At 40.6% G+C, this 21,374-nt stretch carries 21 protein-coding genes; 9 read left to right on the top strand and 12 right to left on the bottom strand.

Annotated elements, in window-relative coordinates:
* Positions 1-3: 3 nt before the first annotated feature.
* The 7 genes from dusB to rsmD all read right to left on the bottom strand — a co-directional run bounded on the left by dusB (position 4) and on the right by rsmD (position 7,598).
* Complete coding sequence (gene dusB / locus ATS76_RS13470; RefSeq protein ID WP_201020856.1) at positions 4-975, bottom strand: tRNA dihydrouridine synthase DusB; 972 nt, start codon at positions 973-975, stop codon at positions 4-6.
* A 281-nt stretch (positions 976-1,256) separates the two neighbouring features.
* On the bottom strand, positions 1,257-2,138 hold the full coding sequence (gene prmA, locus ATS76_RS13465) for a 50S ribosomal protein L11 methyltransferase (protein WP_058552536.1): 882 nt from the start codon (positions 2,136-2,138) through the stop codon (positions 1,257-1,259).
* Between the two features lie 66 nt (positions 2,139-2,204).
* Positions 2,205-4,049 (bottom strand): RNA polymerase sigma factor RpoD, encoded by a 1,845-nt coding sequence (gene rpoD, locus ATS76_RS13460; RefSeq protein ID WP_058552535.1) that lies wholly within the window; start codon positions 4,047-4,049, stop codon positions 2,205-2,207.
* A 124-nt stretch (positions 4,050-4,173) separates the two neighbouring features.
* On the bottom strand, positions 4,174-5,925 hold the full coding sequence (dnaG, locus tag ATS76_RS13455) for a DNA primase (RefSeq protein WP_058552534.1): 1,752 nt from the start codon (positions 5,923-5,925) through the stop codon (positions 4,174-4,176).
* Between the two features lie 240 nt (positions 5,926-6,165).
* Positions 6,166-6,612, bottom strand: coding sequence for a GatB/YqeY domain-containing protein (locus tag ATS76_RS13450; RefSeq protein ID WP_008114877.1), 447 nt, complete (start codon positions 6,610-6,612; stop codon positions 6,166-6,168).
* A 19-nt stretch (positions 6,613-6,631) separates the two neighbouring features.
* Positions 6,632-6,847 carry a 30S ribosomal protein S21 gene (gene rpsU, locus ATS76_RS13445; RefSeq protein ID WP_002957797.1) on the bottom strand — a complete coding sequence of 72 codons (216 nt, stop codon included), beginning with the start codon at positions 6,845-6,847 and terminating at the stop codon, positions 6,632-6,634.
* A 145-nt stretch (positions 6,848-6,992) separates the two neighbouring features.
* Complete coding sequence (rsmD, locus tag ATS76_RS13440; protein ID WP_058552533.1) at positions 6,993-7,598, bottom strand: 16S rRNA (guanine(966)-N(2))-methyltransferase RsmD; 606 nt, start codon at positions 7,596-7,598, stop codon at positions 6,993-6,995.
* 206 nt (positions 7,599-7,804) lie between these two features.
* Here rsmD and ftsY point away from each other — a divergent pair, with 206 nt between their 5' ends.
* The 5 genes from ftsY (at position 7,805) to ATS76_RS13410 (ending at position 13,436) form a co-directional block, all read left to right on the top strand.
* The gene (gene ftsY / locus ATS76_RS13435) at positions 7,805-9,568 is read left to right on the top strand and encodes a signal recognition particle-docking protein FtsY (RefSeq protein WP_058552604.1); all 1,764 of its coding nucleotides are present in this window, start codon (positions 7,805-7,807) and stop codon (positions 9,566-9,568) included.
* An 85-nt stretch (positions 9,569-9,653) separates the two neighbouring features.
* Positions 9,654-10,331 (top strand): cell division ATP-binding protein FtsE, encoded by a 678-nt coding sequence (ftsE, locus tag ATS76_RS13430; protein ID WP_058404528.1) that lies wholly within the window; start codon positions 9,654-9,656, stop codon positions 10,329-10,331.
* Complete coding sequence (gene ftsX / locus ATS76_RS13425) at positions 10,328-11,314, top strand: permease-like cell division protein FtsX (RefSeq protein ID WP_058552532.1); 987 nt, start codon at positions 10,328-10,330, stop codon at positions 11,312-11,314. Before ftsE ends, ftsX begins: the two co-directional genes overlap by 4 nt.
* 443 nt (positions 11,315-11,757) lie before the next feature.
* Positions 11,758-12,621, top strand: coding sequence for an RNA polymerase sigma factor RpoH (gene rpoH, locus ATS76_RS13420; RefSeq protein ID WP_008128777.1), 864 nt, complete (start codon positions 11,758-11,760; stop codon positions 12,619-12,621).
* 398 nt (positions 12,622-13,019) lie between these two features.
* The gene (locus ATS76_RS13410; protein ID WP_058552530.1) at positions 13,020-13,436 is read left to right on the top strand and encodes a hypothetical protein; all 417 of its coding nucleotides are present in this window, start codon (positions 13,020-13,022) and stop codon (positions 13,434-13,436) included.
* Here ATS76_RS13410 and ATS76_RS13405 read toward each other — a convergent pair whose 3' ends face one another.
* The 4 genes from ATS76_RS13405 to gpmM all read right to left on the bottom strand — a co-directional run bounded on the left by ATS76_RS13405 (position 13,437) and on the right by gpmM (position 18,232).
* Positions 13,437-14,186 (bottom strand): divergent polysaccharide deacetylase family protein, encoded by a 750-nt coding sequence (locus tag ATS76_RS13405; RefSeq protein ID WP_058552529.1) that lies wholly within the window; start codon positions 14,184-14,186, stop codon positions 13,437-13,439.
* A gap of 76 nt (positions 14,187-14,262) precedes the next feature.
* Positions 14,263-15,510 carry a S41 family peptidase gene (locus tag ATS76_RS13400; RefSeq protein ID WP_058552528.1) on the bottom strand — a complete coding sequence of 416 codons (1,248 nt, stop codon included), beginning with the start codon at positions 15,508-15,510 and terminating at the stop codon, positions 14,263-14,265.
* A gap of 34 nt (positions 15,511-15,544) precedes the next feature.
* Positions 15,545-16,684 (bottom strand): murein hydrolase activator EnvC family protein, encoded by a 1,140-nt coding sequence (locus ATS76_RS13395; protein ID WP_058552527.1) that lies wholly within the window; start codon positions 16,682-16,684, stop codon positions 15,545-15,547.
* A gap of 3 nt (positions 16,685-16,687) precedes the next feature.
* A complete protein-coding gene (gene gpmM / locus ATS76_RS13390) occupies positions 16,688-18,232 on the bottom strand; it encodes a 2,3-bisphosphoglycerate-independent phosphoglycerate mutase (RefSeq protein WP_058552526.1) in 1,545 nt (514 codons plus the stop codon).
* A 271-nt stretch (positions 18,233-18,503) separates the two neighbouring features.
* On the opposite strand from gpmM, the gene ATS76_RS13385 reads away from it, so the two are divergent.
* The 4 genes from ATS76_RS13385 to gpsA are packed head-to-tail and all read left to right on the top strand — an operon-like array spanning position 18,504 to position 20,759.
* A complete protein-coding gene (locus tag ATS76_RS13385; RefSeq protein WP_058404523.1) occupies positions 18,504-18,935 on the top strand; it encodes a rhodanese-like domain-containing protein in 432 nt (143 codons plus the stop codon).
* A gap of 32 nt (positions 18,936-18,967) precedes the next feature.
* Entirely contained in the window at positions 18,968-19,225 is a 258-nt protein-coding gene (gene grxC / locus ATS76_RS13380; protein WP_058404522.1) for a glutaredoxin 3, read from the top strand.
* A gap of 34 nt (positions 19,226-19,259) precedes the next feature.
* Positions 19,260-19,748: a protein-export chaperone SecB gene (secB, locus tag ATS76_RS13375; RefSeq protein ID WP_006794821.1), complete on the top strand. Its 489-nt coding sequence runs from the start codon at positions 19,260-19,262 to the stop codon at positions 19,746-19,748.
* A gap of 3 nt (positions 19,749-19,751) precedes the next feature.
* Entirely contained in the window at positions 19,752-20,759 is a 1,008-nt protein-coding gene (gene gpsA, locus ATS76_RS13370; protein WP_058552525.1) for an NAD(P)H-dependent glycerol-3-phosphate dehydrogenase, read from the top strand.
* 72 nt (positions 20,760-20,831) lie between these two features.
* Here the strand turns inward: gpsA and trmL are convergent, their stop codons facing one another.
* Complete coding sequence (trmL, locus tag ATS76_RS13365; RefSeq protein WP_058404519.1) at positions 20,832-21,296, bottom strand: tRNA (uridine(34)/cytosine(34)/5-carboxymethylaminomethyluridine(34)-2'-O)-methyltransferase TrmL; 465 nt, start codon at positions 21,294-21,296, stop codon at positions 20,832-20,834.
* Positions 21,297-21,374 lie beyond the last annotated feature (78 nt).

The raw sequence follows: 21,374 nt of genomic DNA, 5'->3' as shown, positions 1-21,374 counted from the left end.
TTCTTAGTTAGCTGCTAGTGTTTTAAAGTATTGCTCTAATGCGACGACCTGTGCTTGTGGGTTGTCGAGCGCATTAAATACTCGCCTAAACTGACCATCACTGTCATGGGTTTGCAAATACCAAGATACATGTTTGCGAGCAATTCTCGCGCCCATTGGTTCACCGTAAAACGCATGGAGGTTTGTTAAATGCTCCATTAAAATACTGCGCACCTCTTCAATAGCAGGTGGCTGCATGTGTTCACCAGTTCGCAAATAGTGGTCTATCTCCCTAAATATCCAAGGGCGACCTTGGGCGGCTCGGCCAATCATAATGGCATCTGCACCCGTATAGTCTAAAACCTGTCTTGCTTTTTCTGGTGAAGTTATATCACCATTTGCAACAACAGGAATCGACACTGAACGCTTTATATCCCTAATCGTGGCGTACTCTGCTTCACCTTTATACATACATGCGCGTGTTCGCCCATGTACAGCCAGTGATGCAATGCCATAACGTTCAGCTATTCTCGCAATCTCTACACCATTACGGTTATCCGGATCCCATCCAGTACGGATTTTAAGTGTCACAGGTATATCAACAGCATTAACGACTGCATCAATAATCTCTTCCACGAGTTCAGGAAACTGTAATAAGGCAGAGCCTGCGAGTTTCTTGTTCACTTTTTTTGCTGGGCACCCCATATTTATATCTATGATTTGTGCACCGTTAGCAACATTGAATTGTGCGGCCTGCGCCATAAGCTCAGGATCAGCTCCTGCAATTTGCACCGCGCGTATACCCGACTCACCGCTGTGATCCATACGGTTCATCGACTTTTCAGTTTTCCAAACCTTTGGGTTTGACGATAACATTTCAGACACAGCAAGCCCGGCGCCTAAACGACGGCAGAGTTGTCTAAATGGTCTGTCTGTAATGCCGGCCATAGGCGCAACAATTACATTATTCTCAAGTTGGTATTTACCGATACGCACTGTATTCAATAGGCCTCTTTTCAAGGGGCGCTAAGTTTACGGCTTTTTTGACAAAAATCAAAGGCTATAAATTGAACAAAAGTGACTTTTTTTTGCTCTTTTCGTATTGACATTTGATAACCGTATGACGAAAGGGTTTATTTGGATGAAATTTGAACGAATGATGTTTTTATAATAAATAATGTTTATTTTTTATTTTGTAAAAAAATAGTAAAGCCTGTTAAATACAGGCTTTACATACGACTTTTGAGTTAATACTCTAAAATTGTTAATGTACGTGATTAGCTATTTTTTGTACCGCTAACACGGGTCCAATCACCTTCAACGGCAATATCATCTAGCTCAATAAAGGGGGCATAGATATCAGCTACTGACTGGGCTTGCTCTTCTAATATACCCGACATGGCAATTTTACCACCGGGTTTTAACAACCCTAAAATTACCTTGTGCAGTTCGCGTAGCGGTTGAGCTAAAATATTGGCAACAACAATATCGGCAGTAAACTCAGGTTGATTTTCCGGAAGGTATACTTCTAACTTGTCTGCAACGCCATTTCTATTTGCGTTATCAAGGCTTGCTTCGAGTGCTTGTGGATCAATATCAATCCCAATCATGCGCTCAGCACCAAGTTTAATAGCAGCAATACCTAGAATGCCTGAGCCACATCCAAAATCGACTACGGTTTTACCGGTTAGGTCTTGGCTTTCTAGCCATTTTAGACACAAAGCAGTTGTTGCGTGCGTGCCTGTGCCAAATGCAAGGCCTGGATCAAGCAATACGTTAACAGCTTCTGGGTCTGGAATATCGCGCCAGCTAGGACAAATCCATAGCTTCTCGCCAAATTGAATAGGGTGGAAGTTATCCATCCACTCACGTTCCCAATCTTTATCTTCGAGCTGCTCAATTTTGTATATGAGTGATTCGTTTATTTCATCATGGCGCTTTAATAATGCAATCACTTCGTTCAAATCGTGATTAGCTTCGAATAGACCAATTACGGTGGTGTCTGCCCAAAACTCTACAGTGCCAATTTTAGGCTCGTAAATAGGGGTGTCTTTAGCATCTATAAAAGTAACAGACGCACTGCCTGATTCCATTAATAGGTCGCTTACTGCATCTGCCGTTGCAGCATTGGCATTGATACGGATTTGGATCCAAGCCATGATTTTTTCCTTTAAATAGAAAAAAGGCCGCTACAGCGGCCTTTTTAGTTTTTACATAGCGCTAAATTATTTAGCGTCTAAAAAGCTTTTCAGTAAATCTGAGCGAGAAGGGTGGCGTAATTTACGCAGCGCTTTCGCTTCTATTTGACGAATACGCTCACGTGTTACGTCAAATTGCTTACCTACTTCTTCTAAAGTGTGGTCGGTATTCATATCAATACCAAAACGCATACGAAGTACTTTTGCTTCACGCGCTGTAAGTCCAGCTAGTACATCGTTAGTTGCGCCACGAAGCGACTCCATTGTTGCCGAATCGATTGGCGAATCAATGGTGGTATCTTCAATAAAGTCACCTAAGTGCGAATCTTCATCATCACCAATGGGTGTTTCCATCGAAATTGGCTCTTTAGCAATTTTAAGTACCTTACGGATTTTATCCTCAGGCATCATCATGCGTTCTGCTAATTCTTCTGGATTTGGCTCACGACCCATTTCTTGTAACATTTGACGAGAGATGCGATTAAGTTTATTAATCGTTTCGATCATATGTACCGGGATACGGATAGTTCTTGCTTGGTCAGCAATAGAGCGAGTAATAGCCTGGCGTATCCACCACGTAGCATAAGTAGAGAACTTATAACCACGGCGGTATTCAAACTTATCTACTGCTTTCATCAAGCCAATGTTACCTTCTTGGATTAAATCTAAGAATTGTAAGCCACGGTTTGTGTATTTTTTAGCAATTGAAATTACAAGACGTAAGTTTGCTTCAACCATTTCTTTTTTCGCACGGCGGGCCTTTGCTTCACCAATGCTCATTCGACGGTTAATGTCTTTAATGCGCTCAATGCTTAAACCTGTTGTTTGCTCAATAATAGATAGCTTATTAATACAGCGAATTATTTCAGGTTTAACTTCTTCTAGTTTAGCTGAGTACTTTTCATTATTTGAAATTTCTAAATCAACCCACGAAGCGTCAGTTTCGTTATTAGCAAAATGCTTAACGAATGCTTTTTTAGGTAGCTTAGCAATTTGTACAGCTTGTTTCATGATTAGGCGCTCTTGAACACGAACACGATCCATCATTTCGCGCATGTTATTTACCATGCGATCAAACTGTTTAGGAATTAGTTTAAAGGTTCTGAAAAGCTCGCCAATTTCAAAAATAGCATCTTGTGAATCAGGATGTGAACGACCTTTAGCCTCAAACGTATCACGTGCTTTATTGTATAAATCACGTAAGTTTTCAAAATGAATTCGAGCTTCTTCAGGATCTGGGCCTGTGTCTACTTCTTCTTCATCTTCATCGTCGTCGCTTTTATCTTCATCGTCATCGTCGTCATCAAGTTGTTTTTCACTTAATTCTGAACCAATGTTAGTTGCTGAAATTGGCGCTTCGTCTTCGTTTGGATCAATGAATCCTACGATGATATCGCTTAAACGCATTTCTTCTGCTTCAAACTTATCCCACTGCTCTAGTAGGTAAGTGATTGCTTCAGGGTATTCAGCAACCGAAATTTGTACTTGGTTGATCCCTTCTTCAATACGCTTAGCGATTACAATTTCGCCTTCGCGTGTAAGAAGTTCAACGGTGCCCATTTCGCGCATGTACATGCGAACGGGATCGGTAGTGCGGCCAATTTCTTTTTCTACCGTAGCAAGTGCAGCAGCGGCAGCTTCAGCTGCGTCTTCGTCTGTCGTTGTTTCTTGCATCATTAATTCATCGGCATCAGGCGCATTTTCGCTAACCTTAATACCCATGTCATTAATCATGCTTATGATATCTTCTACTTGATCTGAGTCAATTATGTCTTGTGGAAGGTGATCATTTACTTCTGCAAAAGTTAAGTAGCCTTGCTCTTTACCTTTTTGAATCAGAAGTTTTAATTGTGACTGAGGAGTTGGATCCATAGAGATTGTTTCTTCCACTCTGATAAGTTGATACAACAGGCGCCATCACTTGGTTTACATTAATGCCAACCAGAACAATGTGACGCAGTGAATAGCACAGTATAACATCCAAAACTAGATCTGACTAGCTGTTAGTCGCTTTTAACGCTGTCATTAGTAAATGACATTCAAGCCTTTCGTCGCTATTTAGACCTTGTGTCTTGTCCTTTATTAATAGGGTCTCTAGTCGATAATTTAAACACTGATCTTCAATAAATTTAAAAGTATTTTTAAAAACAGTCTCTAAACGCTCTTCATTTATTTCATGTTGCCAAGTAGCGAGCTTAATAAGAGGCTCATAATCGTCAGTATCTCTAAAAAATTCGAGTAGCTGAGCCGTAGTGATATTCTCTTTTTCAAGTGCTTGTTGCTGCAAGCGAAGCAATAAACCAATACCTGCAATGTTCATTTGTGCAAGTTCTGGTAAAAAAGGAACGCTTTTAGCTAAATTGGGATGCTGAACTAAAATACCGATAGCCTGTCGCATCGGGGTTATTTTAAATTTTCGCTCAATAGCGTGCTGTTGTTTTGGTGTTTTTAAGCGGTTATTAAGTTGTTCACGCGTGCGCCCAATTAATCGGCCTAATTGCTCTAAAATGTTTTCTTGATAAAATTCACTCGGAATTTTTTCAATGAGTGGCAACGCTGCACTAAGTAATTTTGCTTTACCTGAATCTAATGTTAAGTCAATTTCTTGGCTTAATTTATTAAACATAACTTTAGTAAAGTCATCGGCCTCACTTAGACGCTGTTCGAATGCATCTTTACCTTCTTTTTGCACTAATGAATCGGGGTCTTCTCCGTCAGGTAAAAATACAAAATTTAATGCTTTACCGTCATTTAAATAGGGGAGTGCATTTTCAAGTGCTCGCCAAGCTGCGTCGCGTCCAGCTCGGTCGCCATCATAACAACAAATGACCTTATCGGTTGTTCTGAATAAGGTATGCATGTGCTCGCTTGTTGTGGCTGTTCCCAGTGCTGCAACGGCGTATTCAATCTCTTTTTCTGCAAGTGCAACAACATCCATGTAGCCTTCTACAATAAGAATGTGCTCTAATTTTTTGTGCGCTTGTTTTGCTTCATAAAGACCGTAAAGTTCAAACCCTTTATGAAAAATTCGGGTTTCTGGAGAGTTTAAATATTTAGGGCCTTGATCAGCTTGCATAACGCGTCCGCCAAAAGCGACTACTCTGCCGCGTTTATCACGAATAGGAAACATTAAGCGGTCGCGGAAAAAGTCGAACTGCCTGCCGGGTGTTTTTTCTGAGGCGAGCTTTAATTCTACGAGTTGCTCTTTTTGTTCTTTATTACGACCAAGTTGCAAACATAAACCATCCCATTCACTAGGGGCGTAGCCAACCATAAACTTTTTAACGGTTTCGCCACTCAGTCCTCTACCTTTAACATAGTCAATGACTGCGGCCGAGTTAGCGTGGTGCTTAAGTTGGTGCTGATAAAAGCGAGCTGTATGAAGCATCAAATCGTAATCTGAGCGTTTTTGCGCTGCAGTGCGCTCTGGCGCCGAACTACCTCCTTGTTCGCGAGGCACGTCTAAGTTAAGCATACTGGCTATTTCTTCAATAGCATCAACAAACTCAAGCTTTTCGTATTCCATAACAAACGAAATAGCATTCCCGTTAGCGCCACAGCCAAAGCAATGATAAAACTGTTTATCTTGTGATACAGTAAATGAAGGTGATTTTTCGTTATGAAAAGGGCAACATGCCTGATAGTCCTTGCCGGCTTTTTTTAGGCCAACTTTGGAGTCTATCAGATCGACAATATCGGTTCTGGCAAGTAAATCATCTATAAAACTTCGTGGGATCTTTCCAGCCATTAGTAAAATACAGTCCTGAAATATTAAGAAGAATAACGAAAGTGAAACTCACAGTTTATACCAGTGAGGTATAAACAATTGGACCTTAACTTACCAAAATGACGGCCAAATAAATAGAGTCAGTATGAATAATTTCATTTTTTGAATATAGGCCTAAAGTTTACTTTTTAGTGACGTAAAAACAAAGAAACCGAGCACAAGGCTCGGTTTACTTCAATTATACTTTACGTATAGGGAGTGTTAGGCAGTTAATCTTTGCTTAATTAAACCAGAGATCTTACCCATATCGGCGCGACCTTCAGCTTTGCTTTTGATTATACCCATTACTTTACCCATGTCTTGCATACCTGCTGCGTTAGTATCAGCAATAGCCGCGTCAATGAGAGCTATGATTTCTTCTTCGCTCAATTGTTGAGGTAAGAAGGCTTCAAGTGCTGTTATTTCATTGGCTTCAATTTCAGCTAAATCATCACGCCCAGCATCTTTATACTGAGTGTAAGAGTCGCGACGCTGTTTAACAAGCTTTACTATAACGGAGGTAATACCTGCGTCGTCTAGTGTTATCTGCTCGTCAATCTCACGTTGCTTGATTGCAGCAAGTACCATGCGAATAGGGTTAAGACGTTGTTTGTCTTTAGCTCTCATCGCATCTTTTTGCGCATCTTTTAGCGTTATTAAAAGGCTCATTTATACAAGACCAAATGTATTAGTATAATTTAACGCGACGAGCGTTATCACGAGAAAGTTTTTTCATGTGACGCTTAACTGCTGCAGCTTTTTTACGCTTACGCTCAGCTGTTGGCTTTTCATAGTGCTCGCGACGACGAACTTCTGAAAGGATACCTGCTTTTTCACATGAACGCTTGAAGCGACGAAGTGCTACGTCAAACGGTTCGTTCTCTCTTACTTTAATTACTGGCATTAAAAATTCACCTACCTAAATTATGAGCGTTGCTCAAGTTGATCAAACATTGATCAAGTGGTTCAAAAATGGTGCGGTATTGTAATCCGAAGCAACACCACATGTAAAGGATAATATTAACAGAAACCCATAGCGTTAAACAGTCTTAATTTGTTTGGCGACGGTAGAGCCTGCTAAACACTTGTCCAGATTTTTTTTCTTTAATTAACAGCCAGTTAGTTGGGGTGTTGAATGTATTTAGATCGCTCTCAACTTCAACATAAATAAGCGCATCTTCGTTAAGCCAGTTATTTATTTCTAATAAGTTACAGCTAGTTTGGGCTAAATTTTTGCGAAAAGGCGGGTCAACAAAAACCAAATCAAATGGCGTGTTAATATTTTTTTGTTCTAAAAATGAAAGTGAGTTTGTATGTTTTACCTGCGCATTGATCAGTTTTAGCGTTGAGATATTCTGCCCTAGTTGCTTTGCTGCACTTGGGTCAAGTTCTAAAAATGTAGCGTTGCTTGCAAACCGTGAAAGTGCTTCAAATCCTAATCCCCCTGATCCTGCAAAACAATCGAGAACATTTGCGTCGCGCGTGTCTTGCATCAACCAGTTAAATACCGTTTCTTTGATTCTGTCGGTTGTGGGGCGTAAGCCTTGTACGTCTTTTACTGGAAGCTTACGGCCCCGAAATTGCCCACTTATCACTCTAATAAAGCCATCAGTAGATTTGCTAATTGCTTTATTTTTAGTTGTTTTATTTCTCATTTAGCTCACTAAAAAATGGTATCTGGGATCTAGCTCAGATAATATTGTAGTAGATTACGTATAGCTTCATTTTTCAACCGCATTAAAAGTGTTACTATTGAACACTTATGTTTTGAATGGTTGTTTGGCTGGCAAAGTATGTTGGCTCTTCCAAGCTATTTTCAAATTTTAGTTTATCAGATTTTTATAAGTGGTTATTAGCAAGTATGGCAAAAAAAAGTAAATTAATGTCTTGGCTCGGCTTTGGTAAGTCAGATAAGAAACAAGCCGAACAAAAAGCAGAGGCTGATAAACAACAAGCTTTAGCAGAGCAGGAAGCTAAACGCTTAGAAGAAGAACGCGTTGTCGCTGAAAAAGCCGAACAAGAGCGTGTTGCTGTAGAGCAAGCTGAAAAATTAGCAATAGAACAAGCAAATGCTGAACTGCTAGCAAAAGAACAGGCGGAAGCCGAGCAGCAGAGAGTGGAGCTGCAAAATCGCCTTGCAGAGCAAGCAGAAGCGCAGCGTTTAGAACAAGAACGTGCTGCAGCAGAGCAAGCAGAGGCCCAGCGTTTAGAGCAGGAACGCGCTGCTGAGCAAGCTGAGGCGCAACGTTTAGAGCAAGAGCGTATAGCAGCTGAACAAGCAGAAGCCCAGCGTTTAGAGCAAGAGCGTATAGCAGCTGAACAAGCAGAAACGCAGCGATTAGAACAAGAGCGTGTTGCGGCAGAGCAAGCAAAAGCCCAGCGCATAGAGCAAAAGCGTATAGCAGCTGAGCAAGCAGAAGCGCAGCGCATAGAGCAAGAACGTATTGCAGCAGAGCAAGCTGAGGCGCAGCGTTTAGAACAAGAGCGAATTACTGCAGAGCAAGCAGAAGCGCAGCGTTTAGAACAAGAACGCATTGCAGCAGAGCAAGCAGAAGCCCAGCGTTTAGAGCAGGAACGTATAGCAGCTGAACAAGCAGAAGCGCAAGCCGAGGCGCAGCGTTTAGAGCAAGAGCGCCTTGCTTCAGAAAAAGCTAAGCAAGCAGAAAAGGGCAAGCGAGAAGAAAAACCTAAAAAAGAAGGGTTTTTCTCTCGTCTTAAAAAAGGGTTACTAAAAACTCGCGTTAATATAGGCGCTGGCTTTTCATCTATTTTTAGCGGTAAAAAAATAGACGATGATCTTTTTGAAGAGCTGGAAACTCAATTATTAACGGCTGATTTAGGTGTTGATACGACCATGAAGTTAATCGATAGATTAACGGATGGTGCAAATAGAAAGCAGCTGAAAGACGGCGATGCACTGTATGAATTAATGAAGCAAGAGATGGCCAGCATGCTCAAGACTGCTGAGCAGCCATTAATAATACCCGCAGAAAAAAAACCGTTTGTGATTTTAATGGTAGGTGTAAATGGTGTTGGTAAAACAACGACCATTGGTAAGCTGGCAAAACAGTTTCAAAATGAAGGTAAGTCGGTCATGCTTGCTGCGGGCGACACTTTTAGAGCCGCTGCGGTTGAGCAACTTCAAGTATGGGGTGAGCGTAACAGCATCCCGGTTATAGCGCAGCACACCGGAGCCGATAGTGCGTCGGTGGTATTTGATGCTTTTCAGGCTGCAAAGGCGCGTAATGTTGATGTGTTAATTGCTGATACAGCTGGCCGCCTGCAAAATAAAGATAATTTAATGCAAGAGCTTGAAAAAATAGCTCGCGTAATGAAAAAAATAGATCCTGATGCACCGCATGAAGTTATGCTAACAATAGATGCTGGCACAGGGCAAAATGCGATTAGCCAAGTAAACTTGTTTAACCAATGTGTAGGTTTAACGGGTATTACTTTGTCAAAACTTGATGGTACAGCAAAAGGTGGGGTTATTTTTGCAGTAGCGGATAAGTTTAACATTCCAATTCGTTATATTGGTGTTGGTGAAGGTATTGATGATTTACGTTCTTTCAAGAGCGATGATTTTATTGATGCATTATTTAGCCAAGATGAGGACGACGTTTAATTTACCAAGAAGGGAGCTTGCTCCCTTTTTAATTGCAAGGAATACCAATTGCATTAACACTTTAATGAGGTTGGCATAATAAAAAATGATAAACTTTCAGCAAGTAAGTAAAACCTATCCAGGTGGGCATCGAGCCCTCGAAAAAGTTAATTTTCATATCAAACCCGGCGAACTTGCCTTTTTAACAGGTCACAGTGGCGCAGGTAAAAGTACGCTTTTAAAATTAATTAGTTTAATGGAACGCCCTTCTGCCGGTAATGTGTTTATTAATGGTATTGATTTGAATAAAGTTAATTCGCGTCAAATTCCTTATGCACGACGAGATATTGGTATTATTTTTCAAAATCATCGATTACTAGAGCGATACACTGTATTTGATAATGTTGCGTTACCGTTGATCATTGAAGGTACTCACCGTAATCAAATTGCAAAGCGTGTTCATGGTGCGCTCGATAAAGTGGGTTTAATCGATAAGGTTAAATGTCACCCATCTATGTTGTCAGGTGGTGAGCAACAGCGAGTTGGTATTGCACGTGCTATTGTAAATTCTCCGCCAATTTTACTTGCCGATGAGCCAACGGGTAACCTAGATCCTGAACTGTCTATGGAAATACTTAAATTATTTGAAGACTTTAATAAACACGGCACAACCGTACTTATTGCTACCCATGACTTAGGGCTTGTTGCGCGCATGAAGTATAGGAGCTTAACGTTAAAGGATGGCAGAATGCTTGAAGATCCATTAGCGCAGGGGGCATTATGAGTTTATTGTTTAAAAGCCGCCAAAACAAAAACGAAAAACAAAAAAAATCATTCATTTCAAATGGCTATTTTTTTATCGTTAATATTTTCCGTCAAGGGATTCATAGTCTGGGTGAAATGTGGCGCACACCACTGGCATCTATGATGACAATTGCGGTACTTGGATTAAGCTTAACGCTTCCTGCTACACTTTACTTAGTGGTTAAAAACGTGCAGCAAGTAAGCAGTGGCTTTGAAGAGGCCAGTGAAATATCATTATTTGTAAAACAAACAATGACGGAACAAGAAACAACAACGTTAGTTAAGCGCTTAGCCTTATACCCTGAAGTAGAGAGCGTAACGTTTATTTCTAAGCAGCAAGCATTAAAAGAATTTCAGGAAGCGTCAGGTTTTGGGCAAGCGCTAGAATATCTAGATAGCAATCCATTACCCGATGTTGTGCTAGTTACACCCACTAAGCGGCACCGCCAGCCTAATGCTGCAAAGGTGCTTTTAACTAAGTTAGAAGCGGAGCGTGAGGTTGATTTTGGCAAGCTTGATATAGCCTGGTTAGAGCGCTTAAATGCACTACTTGGCTTGCTAAAAGAAAGTGTTATAACCATTACCTTGTTATTATTAACGTCTGTAACGCTCATAATAGGTAACACTATTCGCTTATCTATCATGGACAAAAAAGAAGAAATTCAAGTAATGAAGCTTGTAGGTGCTACAAATACGTTTATCCACGCGCCATTTTTATGGACCGGTATTTGGTATGGCGTTATTGGTGGATTGTTTGCTTTTATATCCGTTGCGCTAATGATGTGGTGGCTTTCTTCAGCCGTAAATAGCGTGGCTGGTGTGTATCAAACTAACTTTTTACTCATTGGTTTAACGCTTAGCGAATTTGGCTTTTTGGTTTTACTTGCTACAAGCTTGGGTTTTGTTGGCTCTTACTTATCTGTAAATAGATACATTAAAGAGATAGAGCCAGACAAAGTGTAATAGGCACCTGCATAGCTCGTTGCTAATTAAGCGAGCTATATAGGTTATGCTATTGATGTTTTATTCACTTTGAAGTGAAACTTTTTTGAATAGACATTTAACTTTATGAGTGTGCTGCTCTCTTCCTCATCTACACAAACTTTTATAAGTGAACTAACTCAGCGCTTAGCGCGTATGCTAACTAGTTGGGTTGTACAGCCTCTATATAAACTGTCACATTTATCTACTACCCTCCATATTTGGCATGAATTGTAAATAAGGTGAAAAACTCACGTTAATCACCTGCAATCCCTTAATTCATCGCTTATTCAGTCGCTTATAGTAGACTTGAATAACGCTAAAAAACCGCTTGATTTATGCTTTAAAAAAGTTTTAAATTGGGGTTAGCACTCTTAGAGAAAGAGTGCTAAGATGGTTTCAAATGTTTATCACCGAGGTGAAAAATGAGTAAAGATTTATACGCAATGGCACTTACAGTTGGACAACAAAGCGCAAGCATGGATGGCTACCTTCAAGCGGTGAGCACTATCCCTATGCTTAAAGTTGAAGAAGAGCAAGAACTTGCTAAAAAGCTTCAGGAAGAAGGCGATCTTAGTGCTGCAAAGCAACTCATTATGTCGCATTTGCGCTTTGTAGCGCATATAGCTAAAAGCTACTCGGGATACGGTTTACCACAAGCTGACCTTATTCAAGAAGGTAATATAGGCCTGATGAAAGCGGTCAAACGTTTCGACCCAAGCGTGGGTGTTCGTTTAGTCTCATTTGCAGTGCACTGGATTAAAGCCGAAATACACGAATTTGTTCTGAAGAATTGGCGTATTGTTAAAGTAGCTACAACTAAAGCACAGCGTAAATTATTTTTTAATCTTCGTAAAAATAAAAAGCGTCTAGGCTGGTTTAACCAAGCAGAGGTTAGCACGGTTGCTAGTGAGCTGGGTGTAAGTGAAAAAGAAGTGCGTGAAATGGAATCTCGCATGAGCGGTCAAGATATGGGGTTTGATTTAACGGGTGACGATAATGACGACGCGCCAACAAGCACTTATTCACCGGTACAATATTTAACAGATGGTTCTGCTGATTTAGCAGATGACATTGAACAACAGCAATGGCAAGAACAATCACATACTCGTTTGTTCAGCGCACTTAAAACACTTGATGAGCGTTCACAAGATATAGTTAGTGCTCGTTGGTTGTCAGACGATAAAGCAACACTGCAAGAGCTTGCTGAGAAATACAGCGTATCAGCTGAGCGTGTTCGTCAGCTTGAAAAAACAGCAATGAAAAAGCTTCAAAGCGCTATGAGTTGATACGTTCTAAAAGCGTAACATTTTAAAAGCCCTGCATGAAAATGCAGGGCTTTTTTGTTGAAAATTTATGCGGGTTCATGTAATTTCTAGTGATTATAAAAAAGCTTTAAAAGGATATTTAGCTTTGAATTACTACTTAATGTCGTTAATTATAGCCCTAGGAGTGATTATTAGTATTGGGCTTGACCCACACTATTACGAAGTAAACTACATCTTAATCCCCGCTTTTTTGCTCACTATATTTGGTTTTATTTATAGATTAACTAGTAAGAAGATATTTGGCTTTGTAGCAATGCTTGGCTTTATTTTTTTTGTGCCTATTGGCCTGATAGGTATCTACGCAATCAGAAACATGATGGATGATCATGCTAAATTACTATTCAAAAGGACACTGAAAAATGACAACAGAAACCATAGATGAACCTACAGGTATTATTAAAGTTGATAAAGGTAAACTACAAATACAATTATATGTAGGCATATTAATTTTACCTGTAGCCTTCTTTACACCAATGGCTGCATTTTATGGTGTACTACTCATTACTATGTATTTTGTTAATAGCAATATTGAAGTGATTAGGTTTTATTCTAAATATTCAGAGGTTAAACAAGGTTTAATTCGTTCTCGTTGGTTAATAGCTAATAGCGCGGTTGTAAGTGCAAAAAAGTTAGATGAACACATAGTTCTTACATTGATGGAAGATGAAAAGCTAATAACACGAAAAATAACACTGAAACCAATTAGTGAAGATGGCCAAAAGAGTATTTTGAAATACTATCAGGCACAAGCAAGAAAGAATAAGTACCCTATTTAATTATCGCGCGCTAATTGTTTTCCCTTGAGCCTGCGCTAACTGAATGTATTTGCGTTGTACTAACTGAGAAACTGGCACTAATTCATAGCCTTGTTGGCTCAGCTCTGGCAGTGCTTTACGCAAAAAATCTATCGTCTCTGGGTAGGGGTGGGCAATGGCAATAGCAAAGTTGTGTTTAGTTGCTTTTTGTTTTAGTTCATCGAGCCTAAACTGAAGCTGATCTGCTGTTGTTATGTTGTCTAAAAAAACATGACGACTAACATTTTCGACCCCAAAAAAATTGGCGGCATTTTGTGCTTGGCTTAGGCCTGTTGTCCGGCTATCTAAAAAGTATAACTGACGCTTTTTAAGTACTTCCATTGTCCATTTCATGGCTTGGCTTTGCTGAGTTAATGCCGAGCCCATGTGATTATTCACGCCTCTAACCTGCGGCAAACTTGCTAGTGCTGTTCCTAGGGTTTGTTGTAGTTGAGCTTTGTCCATATCAAGGGTTAGCGCACCTGGCCCAAGCGCTTTGCCGTTAAGCGCCTGCATAGGCACATGTAACAGTAACTCTTTATTTGCTTTGCTAGCACGTGTTGCAAAAATTTGTGAATAGGGTGTGTGGGGCAAAATTGAATAGGTCAATTGCCCAGGTAAGGTTAAAAACTCTAAGTCTCTTTGGTGGTAGCCTATATCATCAATGACTATCGCTATTTGTTTAGCGTTAGCGCTAAAGCAAGCAATACATATGCTGATAAAAAGCCACATTCGTATGTTTTTGTTAATAGTCTTCACGTTTATAATTTTTATTATCTTTTTCTCAGTAAATGCCAGAATTTAACTGTTACTGCATGCTGAGTAATTGTTTCGCTTTAACTAATTGTAAATCAGTTAAGGTATTAACAAGCTGGTTTTGGTTATTTTTTGCTTGCTCATTTTTTATTATAACGGCTTTATTGTTTTGTGGAAGTATTGTTTGATTAATCGTCACATCGGGTGTTATTCCAACGCCATCAATTGATTTACCAGAAGGGGTAAAATACTTTGCGGTGGTGAGCTTTAATGCGGTTTTACCATTCCCTAATGGTATAAGTGATTGCACCGACCCTTTCCCAAACGATTGGCTTCCAACCACTTTTGCTCTGTGGTTGTCTTTTAAGGCGCCGGCTAAAATTTCAGCCGCAGAAGCTGAGTTTTCGTTAATAAGTACAACAATTGGGGCGCCTTTGAGTATGTCGCCCCGTTTAGCATAAAAAGCCTGGTTAGCGTCAAAGTATCGGCCCTTAGTTGTAACTATTGTTCCACTTTGTAAAAAGAGATCCGAGACAGCAATCGCACTTTTTAACGTGCCACCGGGGTTATCACGTAAATCAATAACAAGTCCTAATAATGGGTAATCGTAATTATTTTGCATTGCTGCAATTTGCAGTGCTACTTCATGTAGCGTGTGATTAGAAAAACTATTGATAGCTAAGTAGCCAATGCCTAACTCTAAAATTTTACTGGTTACACTTTCTAGTTGTATTTGCGTACGAGCTACGTTAAACGACACAAGGTCTGGGCTTTCATTTCGCTTAACGGTGAGGTTAATCGTTGTAAATTGATTTTCTTTTATTAACACGGCCACCTCTTCAACGCTGAGCGTGTTTACCGCTTTTTGATTAACACTTACAATAATATCGTTTGCTAGTATCCCCGCTTTTTTGGCTGGAGAGTTACTCACTACATTGACAATTTTTATATCTTTATTAACTTTTTTAACCTCAATACCAATGCCTGTGTAGCGGCCATTGGTATTGTCAAATAAGGCGTCTAGCTCGTGTTGATTTAGGTATTTAGAGTAGGGGTCTAGCTTTGAGTATAAGCGCTCAAATTGTTTGTTGTTGTATTGTACATAATGGCTGTTTTGTAGATCTAAATCGTCAACATAATAAGCGTGTATGTTAAATAAAATTTCATCGATTTGTTGGCTTTTTAGATTTTTTACTGAGCTTGCGAGTGCACTGTTAAATACTAAAATAAAAGTGAATAAAAGCAGGCTGGAAACATAGCCTGCTTTTTTAAATGCGGGTATTACATTATTGTTTTTCATCAGCTGCTCCTCAGCGGAGCAGCGGTTTAGTCAATTAAATTCGTCTGCACCATTTTACGGGATTTACTGCGCGTCCTTTATGTCGTATTTCAAAGTATAGACCAGAACTTGCCTGCCCGCCGCTTTGACCAACCAACGCTAATGTTTCACCTTGTCGCACCATGTCACCTACGTCCCTTAGTAGCGTTTGGGCATGGCCATACAAGCTCATAAAGCCTTCACCATGATCGACTACAATTACCCAGCCATAACCTTTTAACCAATCTGCAAATACAACTTGCCCATTGTGGACACTATTTACATTGGTACCTTCTTTTGCACCTATAAGCACGCCTTTCCAGTCAATGCCGCCATGCTTTCGTTGGCCAAATGTGTGCTGTAATTTCCCTTTACTCGGCCAGTTTAATTTCCCTTTATTTTTATTAAGACCAAGTAATTCTATTTTTTCTGTTTTTTCTTTTTCAAGTTCTTCAATAGTGGTAACCAATATTTGCTGATTTTCTTTTAAATAATCGATTGAGCTTTTAGTACTTGTAAGTTGAGCCTGAAGGTTCCTGAGGTTTGCCTGGCGTTCACTTTGTGCATTTACTAAAGCTGTTTGACGCCTTTTTTGCTCATCGTACAAAGCTATTAGCTTTTGTTTTGTTTTGTTTAGTGCAACTTGGTTTAACGCGATTTGTTGTTTAAGTTCTTTTAATTCTTCTATCTGTTTAATTCGTGCTTTGTTGAGGTAATTATAATAGCTCAGTGTCCGCTCAAATTGCGCTGTGTTTTCTTGATTCAGTAACATTTTAGAGTAGTCATCACCACCTGCCATGTAAGCACTTTTTAACTGCGCCCCTAAAATACGTTGAAATTCGATATGTTTTTTATCTAGCTCATCAGCTTTTTTTTGTTGTTGATTTTGCTGTTGCTGGGTTTCTTTAACAGACTGCTCAGCCATGTTGAGTGCTTTAGCGTTTTTAGCTATTTCAAGCTCATGGCTTTTAAGGTTTTTTTGAAGTTGAGATATTTTTTTTCGTTGTTGATTATACTCAGATTGGCTTTGTTCAAGTGCTTGTTTCACCTGTGAGAGATCTTTTTTAGTGCGATCTTCATTGGCAACTGCTGATGCAGTCACCAATGAGGCGAGTATTAAGCCGCACTTACAGTATCGGTTAACACGTTTAATCATGGGTTATTTCAACGTCATGATCGGTGTGCCAGTCATTTCACTTGGCTGCTCCATGCCCATTAAGTGCAGCATAGTAGGGGCAACATCACTTAATGCTTTACCCTCTGATGGTGTAGCATCGCGACCAACATAAATAAATGGCACCGGTTCACTTGTATGCGCGGTATGTGCTTGGCCCGTTTTAAGGTTAGCCATTTGTTCTGCATTACCATGATCGGCCGTGATCAACGCTTCACCGCCAAATTCATTTAATGCATCAACTACACGGCCAATACATGCGTCAACGGCTTCACAGGCTTTTACGGCGGCATCAAATACACCTGAGTGGCCAACCATATCGCCATTAGGGTAGTTACATATAATGGCATCGTATTTTCCGCTTTTAATAGCTTCTACGAGTTTGTCGGTCAGCATTTCTGAGTTCATTTCAGGTTGTAAATCGTAGGTTGCTACTTGTGGTGAAGGGATTAATTCACGCGTTTCACCTTCAAATTCGTCTTCTCGTCCGCCACTAAAAAAGAAGGTAACGTGTGCGTATTTTTCTGTTTCAGAAATACGTAATTGCGTTTTACCTTGCTTTTCAAACCATTCCCCTAATACGTTAGCAAGAGGAGTTGGGCCAAATGCAACGGGTGCGTCTATATCGGCTGCATATTCTGTCATCATGACAAATGCGCTAAGAGCCGGAGATTTTTTCTTGGTAAAGCCGTCAAACTCAGGCTCAACAAAGGCGCGTGTAATTTCACGTGCTCGGTCTGCCCTAAAGTTTGCAAAAATAACGGTGTCGCCATCATTAATCTGGGCCGCTTCGGTACCTTCTGGTGTAATGGTTGTAGGAGCAACAAACTCGTCGTTTTCATCGCGTTCATACGCTGCATTTAATGCGGTTACGCCATTGGCGTAATTAAATTCTCCAATGCCTGAGGTCATTACATCATAGGCTTTTTCTACACGATTCCAGCGGTTATCTCTATCCATTGCATAATAACGACCAACGAGTGTTGCTAATCGTCCACAATTAAGTTTTGCAAATAACGATTCTATACGCTCAATAGATGCTTTGGCACTGCGTGGTGGGGTATCACGACCATCTAAAAATGCATGAAAATAGACTTCCTTAGCACCGCGTTTAGCAGCCAGCTCTATGGTTGCAACAATATGGTCTTCATGGCTATGAACGCCACCCGGGCTCAATAGCCCCATAACATGAACAGCTTTACCAGCGTTTACTGCTTTATCAATATTTTCAACAAGTGCAGGGGTTGAGTCAAATTCACCGTCATTTATCGCTTTGGTGATCCGAGTAAAGTCTTGATACACGATACGACCAGCACCTAAGTTTACGTGCCCAACCTCAGAGTTACCCATTTGTCCATCAGGGAGACCTACATCAAAACCAGATGCTGAAATTAACGTGCGAGGGCGAGTTGCCCATAAATCGTCTAATACTGGGGTGTTTGCAGCGAGTATTGCGTTGCTTTGCTCATCTTCACGATATCCCCACCCGTCTAAAATCATTAATACCAGTGGTTTTTTATGTTCAGTCATAGTCACTCCTAAAAGTTAGCACCTGTTTAGCTTTAGCATACCGTGTTTTGTTACTTGAATCAGCATACAAAACAGCATATTAAATTTTTTCACTTAATTGAATATCGTATTGATGACGATGTGCGGTTAATAACCTTTATATGGGGTGTTTTTAGTACTTTTAAACTCTGCGTAAACTCGCATTTTAAGTTGGTTTGGGTATACTTGCGTGGCTAAAGTCTAAAATGTCTAAAACATTGCGTTTTGGGATGTAATTTATAGTGGAAGTCGAATGGATCAATATATTGAATTTATAAGCAATCACCCTATTTTAAGCCTAGCTTGGGTTGGTATTGTATTTCTTATTGTCAGTGGTTGGATAAAAAGTAAGTTTTCAGCTATCCGTCAAATAAACCCTCAGCAGCTAACGCTACTTATTAATCGTGAAGACGGTCAAGTAGTCGATATGCGTGCACAAAAAGAGTTTACGTCTGGTCGTATTTCGGGTGCTGAACATTTAAGCCCTGAAAATGCAAAAAAATCTGACTTTTCAGCCCTTGAAAAGTACAAGACTAAACCCATTATATTAGTATGTACTACAGGTATGACAGCCCAAGGTACTGCTACAGCAATGCATAAAGCCGGTTTTGAGCAGGTTTATGTATTAGCAGGCGGAATGGGTGCATGGCAATCTGCTAGCTTACCAACGATAACAGGTCGCTAATCACATTTAGCTGGGCCGATAGAGGATTTATTATGAGTAACGTTGTTTTATACACCAAGGCATATTGTCCATTTTGTCAGCGCGCTATGGCGCTTTTAAAAAGCAAAGGCGTTGAGTTCACTAATTATGATATTGGTGTACAACCTGAGCTTCGTGATGAAATGATCACTAAAGCAGGTGGCGCAAGCACTGTACCGCAAATTTTTATTAACGATGAACATATCGGTGGCTGTGACGACATGATGGCTATTGAAGCGCAAGGCAAACTTGACGCTAAGCTACACGCTTAATTTAATTATAATAACGAACAAGTTAGGAATAACAATGAACGAAGAAACTCAAAACGCAGCAGCGGCACAAGACGCAGGCGCACAATTTACTATTCAACGTATTTACACTAAAGACGTGTCGTTTGAAACGCCAAACTCTCCGGCGATTTTTCAAAAAGAATGGACGCCAGAAGTTAAGCTAGACCTAGATACTCGCTCTAACAAGTTAGACGAAGGTGTATTTGAAGTTGTTTTAGCATTAACGGTTACAGCATCAATTGGCGAAGAAACTGCGTTTTTATGTGAAATTCAACAAGCGGGTATTTTTACTATTGCTGAGGTTGAAGAAGTACAGCTTGCTCATATGCTAGGTGCATTTTGTCCTAACGTATTGTTCCCATATGCACGTGAAGCAGTATCTAACCTAGTAAATCGTGGTACCTTCCCACAGCTGAACCTTGCGCCAGTAAATTTTGACGCGTTATTTGCACAGTACATGCAACAACGTACTGCGCAAGCTGACCAGGTTACAGCAGACGCATAACTTATGAGTACAGCAACTTCAGCTGTTACTGTATTAGGGGCGGGGTCTTATGGCACCGCCCTTGCTATTTGTTTAGCCCGAAATGGTCATAACGTGACGCTTTGGGGACGCAATAGCGACGACGTTGCCACGCTTGCAGCTGAGCGGAAAAATCAACGTTACTTACCTGACGCACCATTCCCAGAAACGCTAAAACTAGAAGCCGATTTACAACGTGCAGTTGCATGCAGTGCTATTGTGCTCGTTGTTGTGCCTAGCCATGCATTTGGCGACACGCTTGCGCAGATAAAGCCTGCGTTGCAAATCGATGCTAAAGTAGCATGGGCGACTAAGGGCCTTGAGCCTAATACGGGGCGCTTATTACAAGAAGTTGCACAGCAAGAGTTGGGTGATGAAATGGCACTTGCGGTACTCTCGGGTCCTACATTTGCTAAAGAAATGGCAATGGGTTCACCAACAGCTATTTCTGTTTCGTCTACTTCACCTGAGTTTGCACAGCAGCTTGCCGATTTACTGCATTGTGGTCGCTCGTTTCGTGTGTACAACAATGATGACTTTATTGGTATACAACTGGGCGGTGCGGTTAAAAATGTAATTGCTATTGGCGCGGGTATTTCTGATGGCGTAGGTTTTGGAGCGAATGCTCGTACAGCCTTGATCACTCGAGGCCTTGCTGAACTGACTCGGTTAGGTTGTGCACTGGGCGCTAAGCCAGAAACCTTTATGGGGATGGCGGGTTTGGGTGACTTAATTTTAACCTGTACCGATAACCAATCGCGTAATCGTCGTTTTGGTTTAGCACTGGGTAAAGGTGAAAGTGTTGAAGCCGCTATTGAGTCGATAGGCCAAGTAGTTGAAGGCTTTAGAAACACCAAAGAAGTGTATTTACTTGCCCAGCGTGCAGGCGTTGAAATGCCTATCACTGAACAAATCTATAAAGTTCTTTATGAAAATAAAGACATGAAAGCCGCTGCAATGGCATTGCTAGGTAGAGAGCAACGCTCAGAGTAACTTTCATCATTGTGAGTAAAACTAAAAAACCGACGTAATGTCGGTTTTTTGTTTTCTTTGATAAAGCGGGTATTACTGCGCGTTTGGAAAGCCCAGCTGTCGCCATGATTCGTAAACAAATACCGCTACCGCATTTGATAGGTTCATGCTTCGGCTATTGGGTTGCATTGGAATACGCACGCGCTGATCGTTTGGTAGCGCTTGAATCATTTCATCGGGGAGGCCACGTGTTTCAGGCCCAAATACTAAACAGTCGCCTGCTTCGTAACGTGCTTCATGATGAAATTGGCTACCTTTGGTTGTGCATGCATATACCTTTTTGGGTTTACATTTTTCAAGGTATGCTTCAAATGATGCATGACGCTGAACATGGCTGAATTCATGGTAATCAAGGCCTGCACGCTTTACACGTTTATCGTCCCACTCAAACCCTAAAGGCTCAATTAAATGCAACGAAAAACCGGTATTTGCACAAAGGCGGATAATATTCCCCGTGTTAGGTGGAATTTCAGGTTGGTATAAAACAATATCCAGCATAATTAGCCTTTTTAATTAACGGTATTTGACGGAAGCAGTATACACGAAACCCTTAAAAAAAATGATATACTCACAGCA

This window comes from Pseudoalteromonas sp. 10-33 (genome assembly GCF_001469195.1).
Classification (GTDB): Bacteria; Pseudomonadota; Gammaproteobacteria; order Enterobacterales; family Alteromonadaceae; genus Pseudoalteromonas.
The sequence above is the reverse complement of the archived record's forward strand: the minus strand, read 5'-3'. Positions and strand labels throughout refer to the sequence as shown.

What these genes read in the sequence shown, in the direction of transcription:
- prmA (WP_058552536.1), bottom strand. Translation starts at nt 2,138, where the DNA reads ATGGCTTGGATCCAAATCCGTATCAATGCCAATGCTGCAACGGCAGAT.
- rpoD (WP_058552535.1), bottom strand. Translation starts at nt 4,049, where the DNA reads ATGGATCCAACTCCTCAGTCACAATTAAAACTTCTGATTCAAAAAGGT.
- dnaG (WP_058552534.1), bottom strand. Translation starts at nt 5,925, where the DNA reads ATGGCTGGAAAGATCCCACGAAGTTTTATAGATGATTTACTTGCCAGA.
- ATS76_RS13450 (WP_008114877.1), bottom strand. Translation starts at nt 6,612, where the DNA reads ATGAGCCTTTTAATAACGCTAAAAGATGCGCAAAAAGATGCGATGAGA.
- rpsU (WP_002957797.1), bottom strand. Translation starts at nt 6,847, where the DNA reads ATGCCAGTAATTAAAGTAAGAGAGAACGAACCGTTTGACGTAGCACTT.
- rsmD (WP_058552533.1), bottom strand. Translation starts at nt 7,598, where the DNA reads ATGAGAAATAAAACAACTAAAAATAAAGCAATTAGCAAATCTACTGAT.
- ftsY (WP_058552604.1), top strand. Translation starts at nt 7,805, where the DNA reads ATGGCAAAAAAAAGTAAATTAATGTCTTGGCTCGGCTTTGGTAAGTCA.
- ftsE (WP_058404528.1), top strand. Translation starts at nt 9,654, where the DNA reads ATGATAAACTTTCAGCAAGTAAGTAAAACCTATCCAGGTGGGCATCGA.
- ftsX (WP_058552532.1), top strand. Translation starts at nt 10,328, where the DNA reads ATGAGTTTATTGTTTAAAAGCCGCCAAAACAAAAACGAAAAACAAAAA.
- rpoH (WP_008128777.1), top strand. Translation starts at nt 11,758, where the DNA reads ATGAGTAAAGATTTATACGCAATGGCACTTACAGTTGGACAACAAAGC.
- ATS76_RS13410 (WP_058552530.1), top strand. Translation starts at nt 13,020, where the DNA reads ATGACAACAGAAACCATAGATGAACCTACAGGTATTATTAAAGTTGAT.
- ATS76_RS13405 (WP_058552529.1), bottom strand. Translation starts at nt 14,186, where the DNA reads ATGTGGCTTTTTATCAGCATATGTATTGCTTGCTTTAGCGCTAACGCT.
- ATS76_RS13400 (WP_058552528.1), bottom strand. Translation starts at nt 15,510, where the DNA reads ATGAAAAACAATAATGTAATACCCGCATTTAAAAAAGCAGGCTATGTT.
- ATS76_RS13395 (WP_058552527.1), bottom strand. Translation starts at nt 16,684, where the DNA reads ATGATTAAACGTGTTAACCGATACTGTAAGTGCGGCTTAATACTCGCC.
- gpmM (WP_058552526.1), bottom strand. Translation starts at nt 18,232, where the DNA reads ATGACTGAACATAAAAAACCACTGGTATTAATGATTTTAGACGGGTGG.
- ATS76_RS13385 (WP_058404523.1), top strand. Translation starts at nt 18,504, where the DNA reads ATGGATCAATATATTGAATTTATAAGCAATCACCCTATTTTAAGCCTA.
- grxC (WP_058404522.1), top strand. Translation starts at nt 18,968, where the DNA reads ATGAGTAACGTTGTTTTATACACCAAGGCATATTGTCCATTTTGTCAG.
- secB (WP_006794821.1), top strand. Translation starts at nt 19,260, where the DNA reads ATGAACGAAGAAACTCAAAACGCAGCAGCGGCACAAGACGCAGGCGCA.
- gpsA (WP_058552525.1), top strand. Translation starts at nt 19,752, where the DNA reads ATGAGTACAGCAACTTCAGCTGTTACTGTATTAGGGGCGGGGTCTTAT.
- trmL (WP_058404519.1), bottom strand. Translation starts at nt 21,296, where the DNA reads ATGCTGGATATTGTTTTATACCAACCTGAAATTCCACCTAACACGGGG.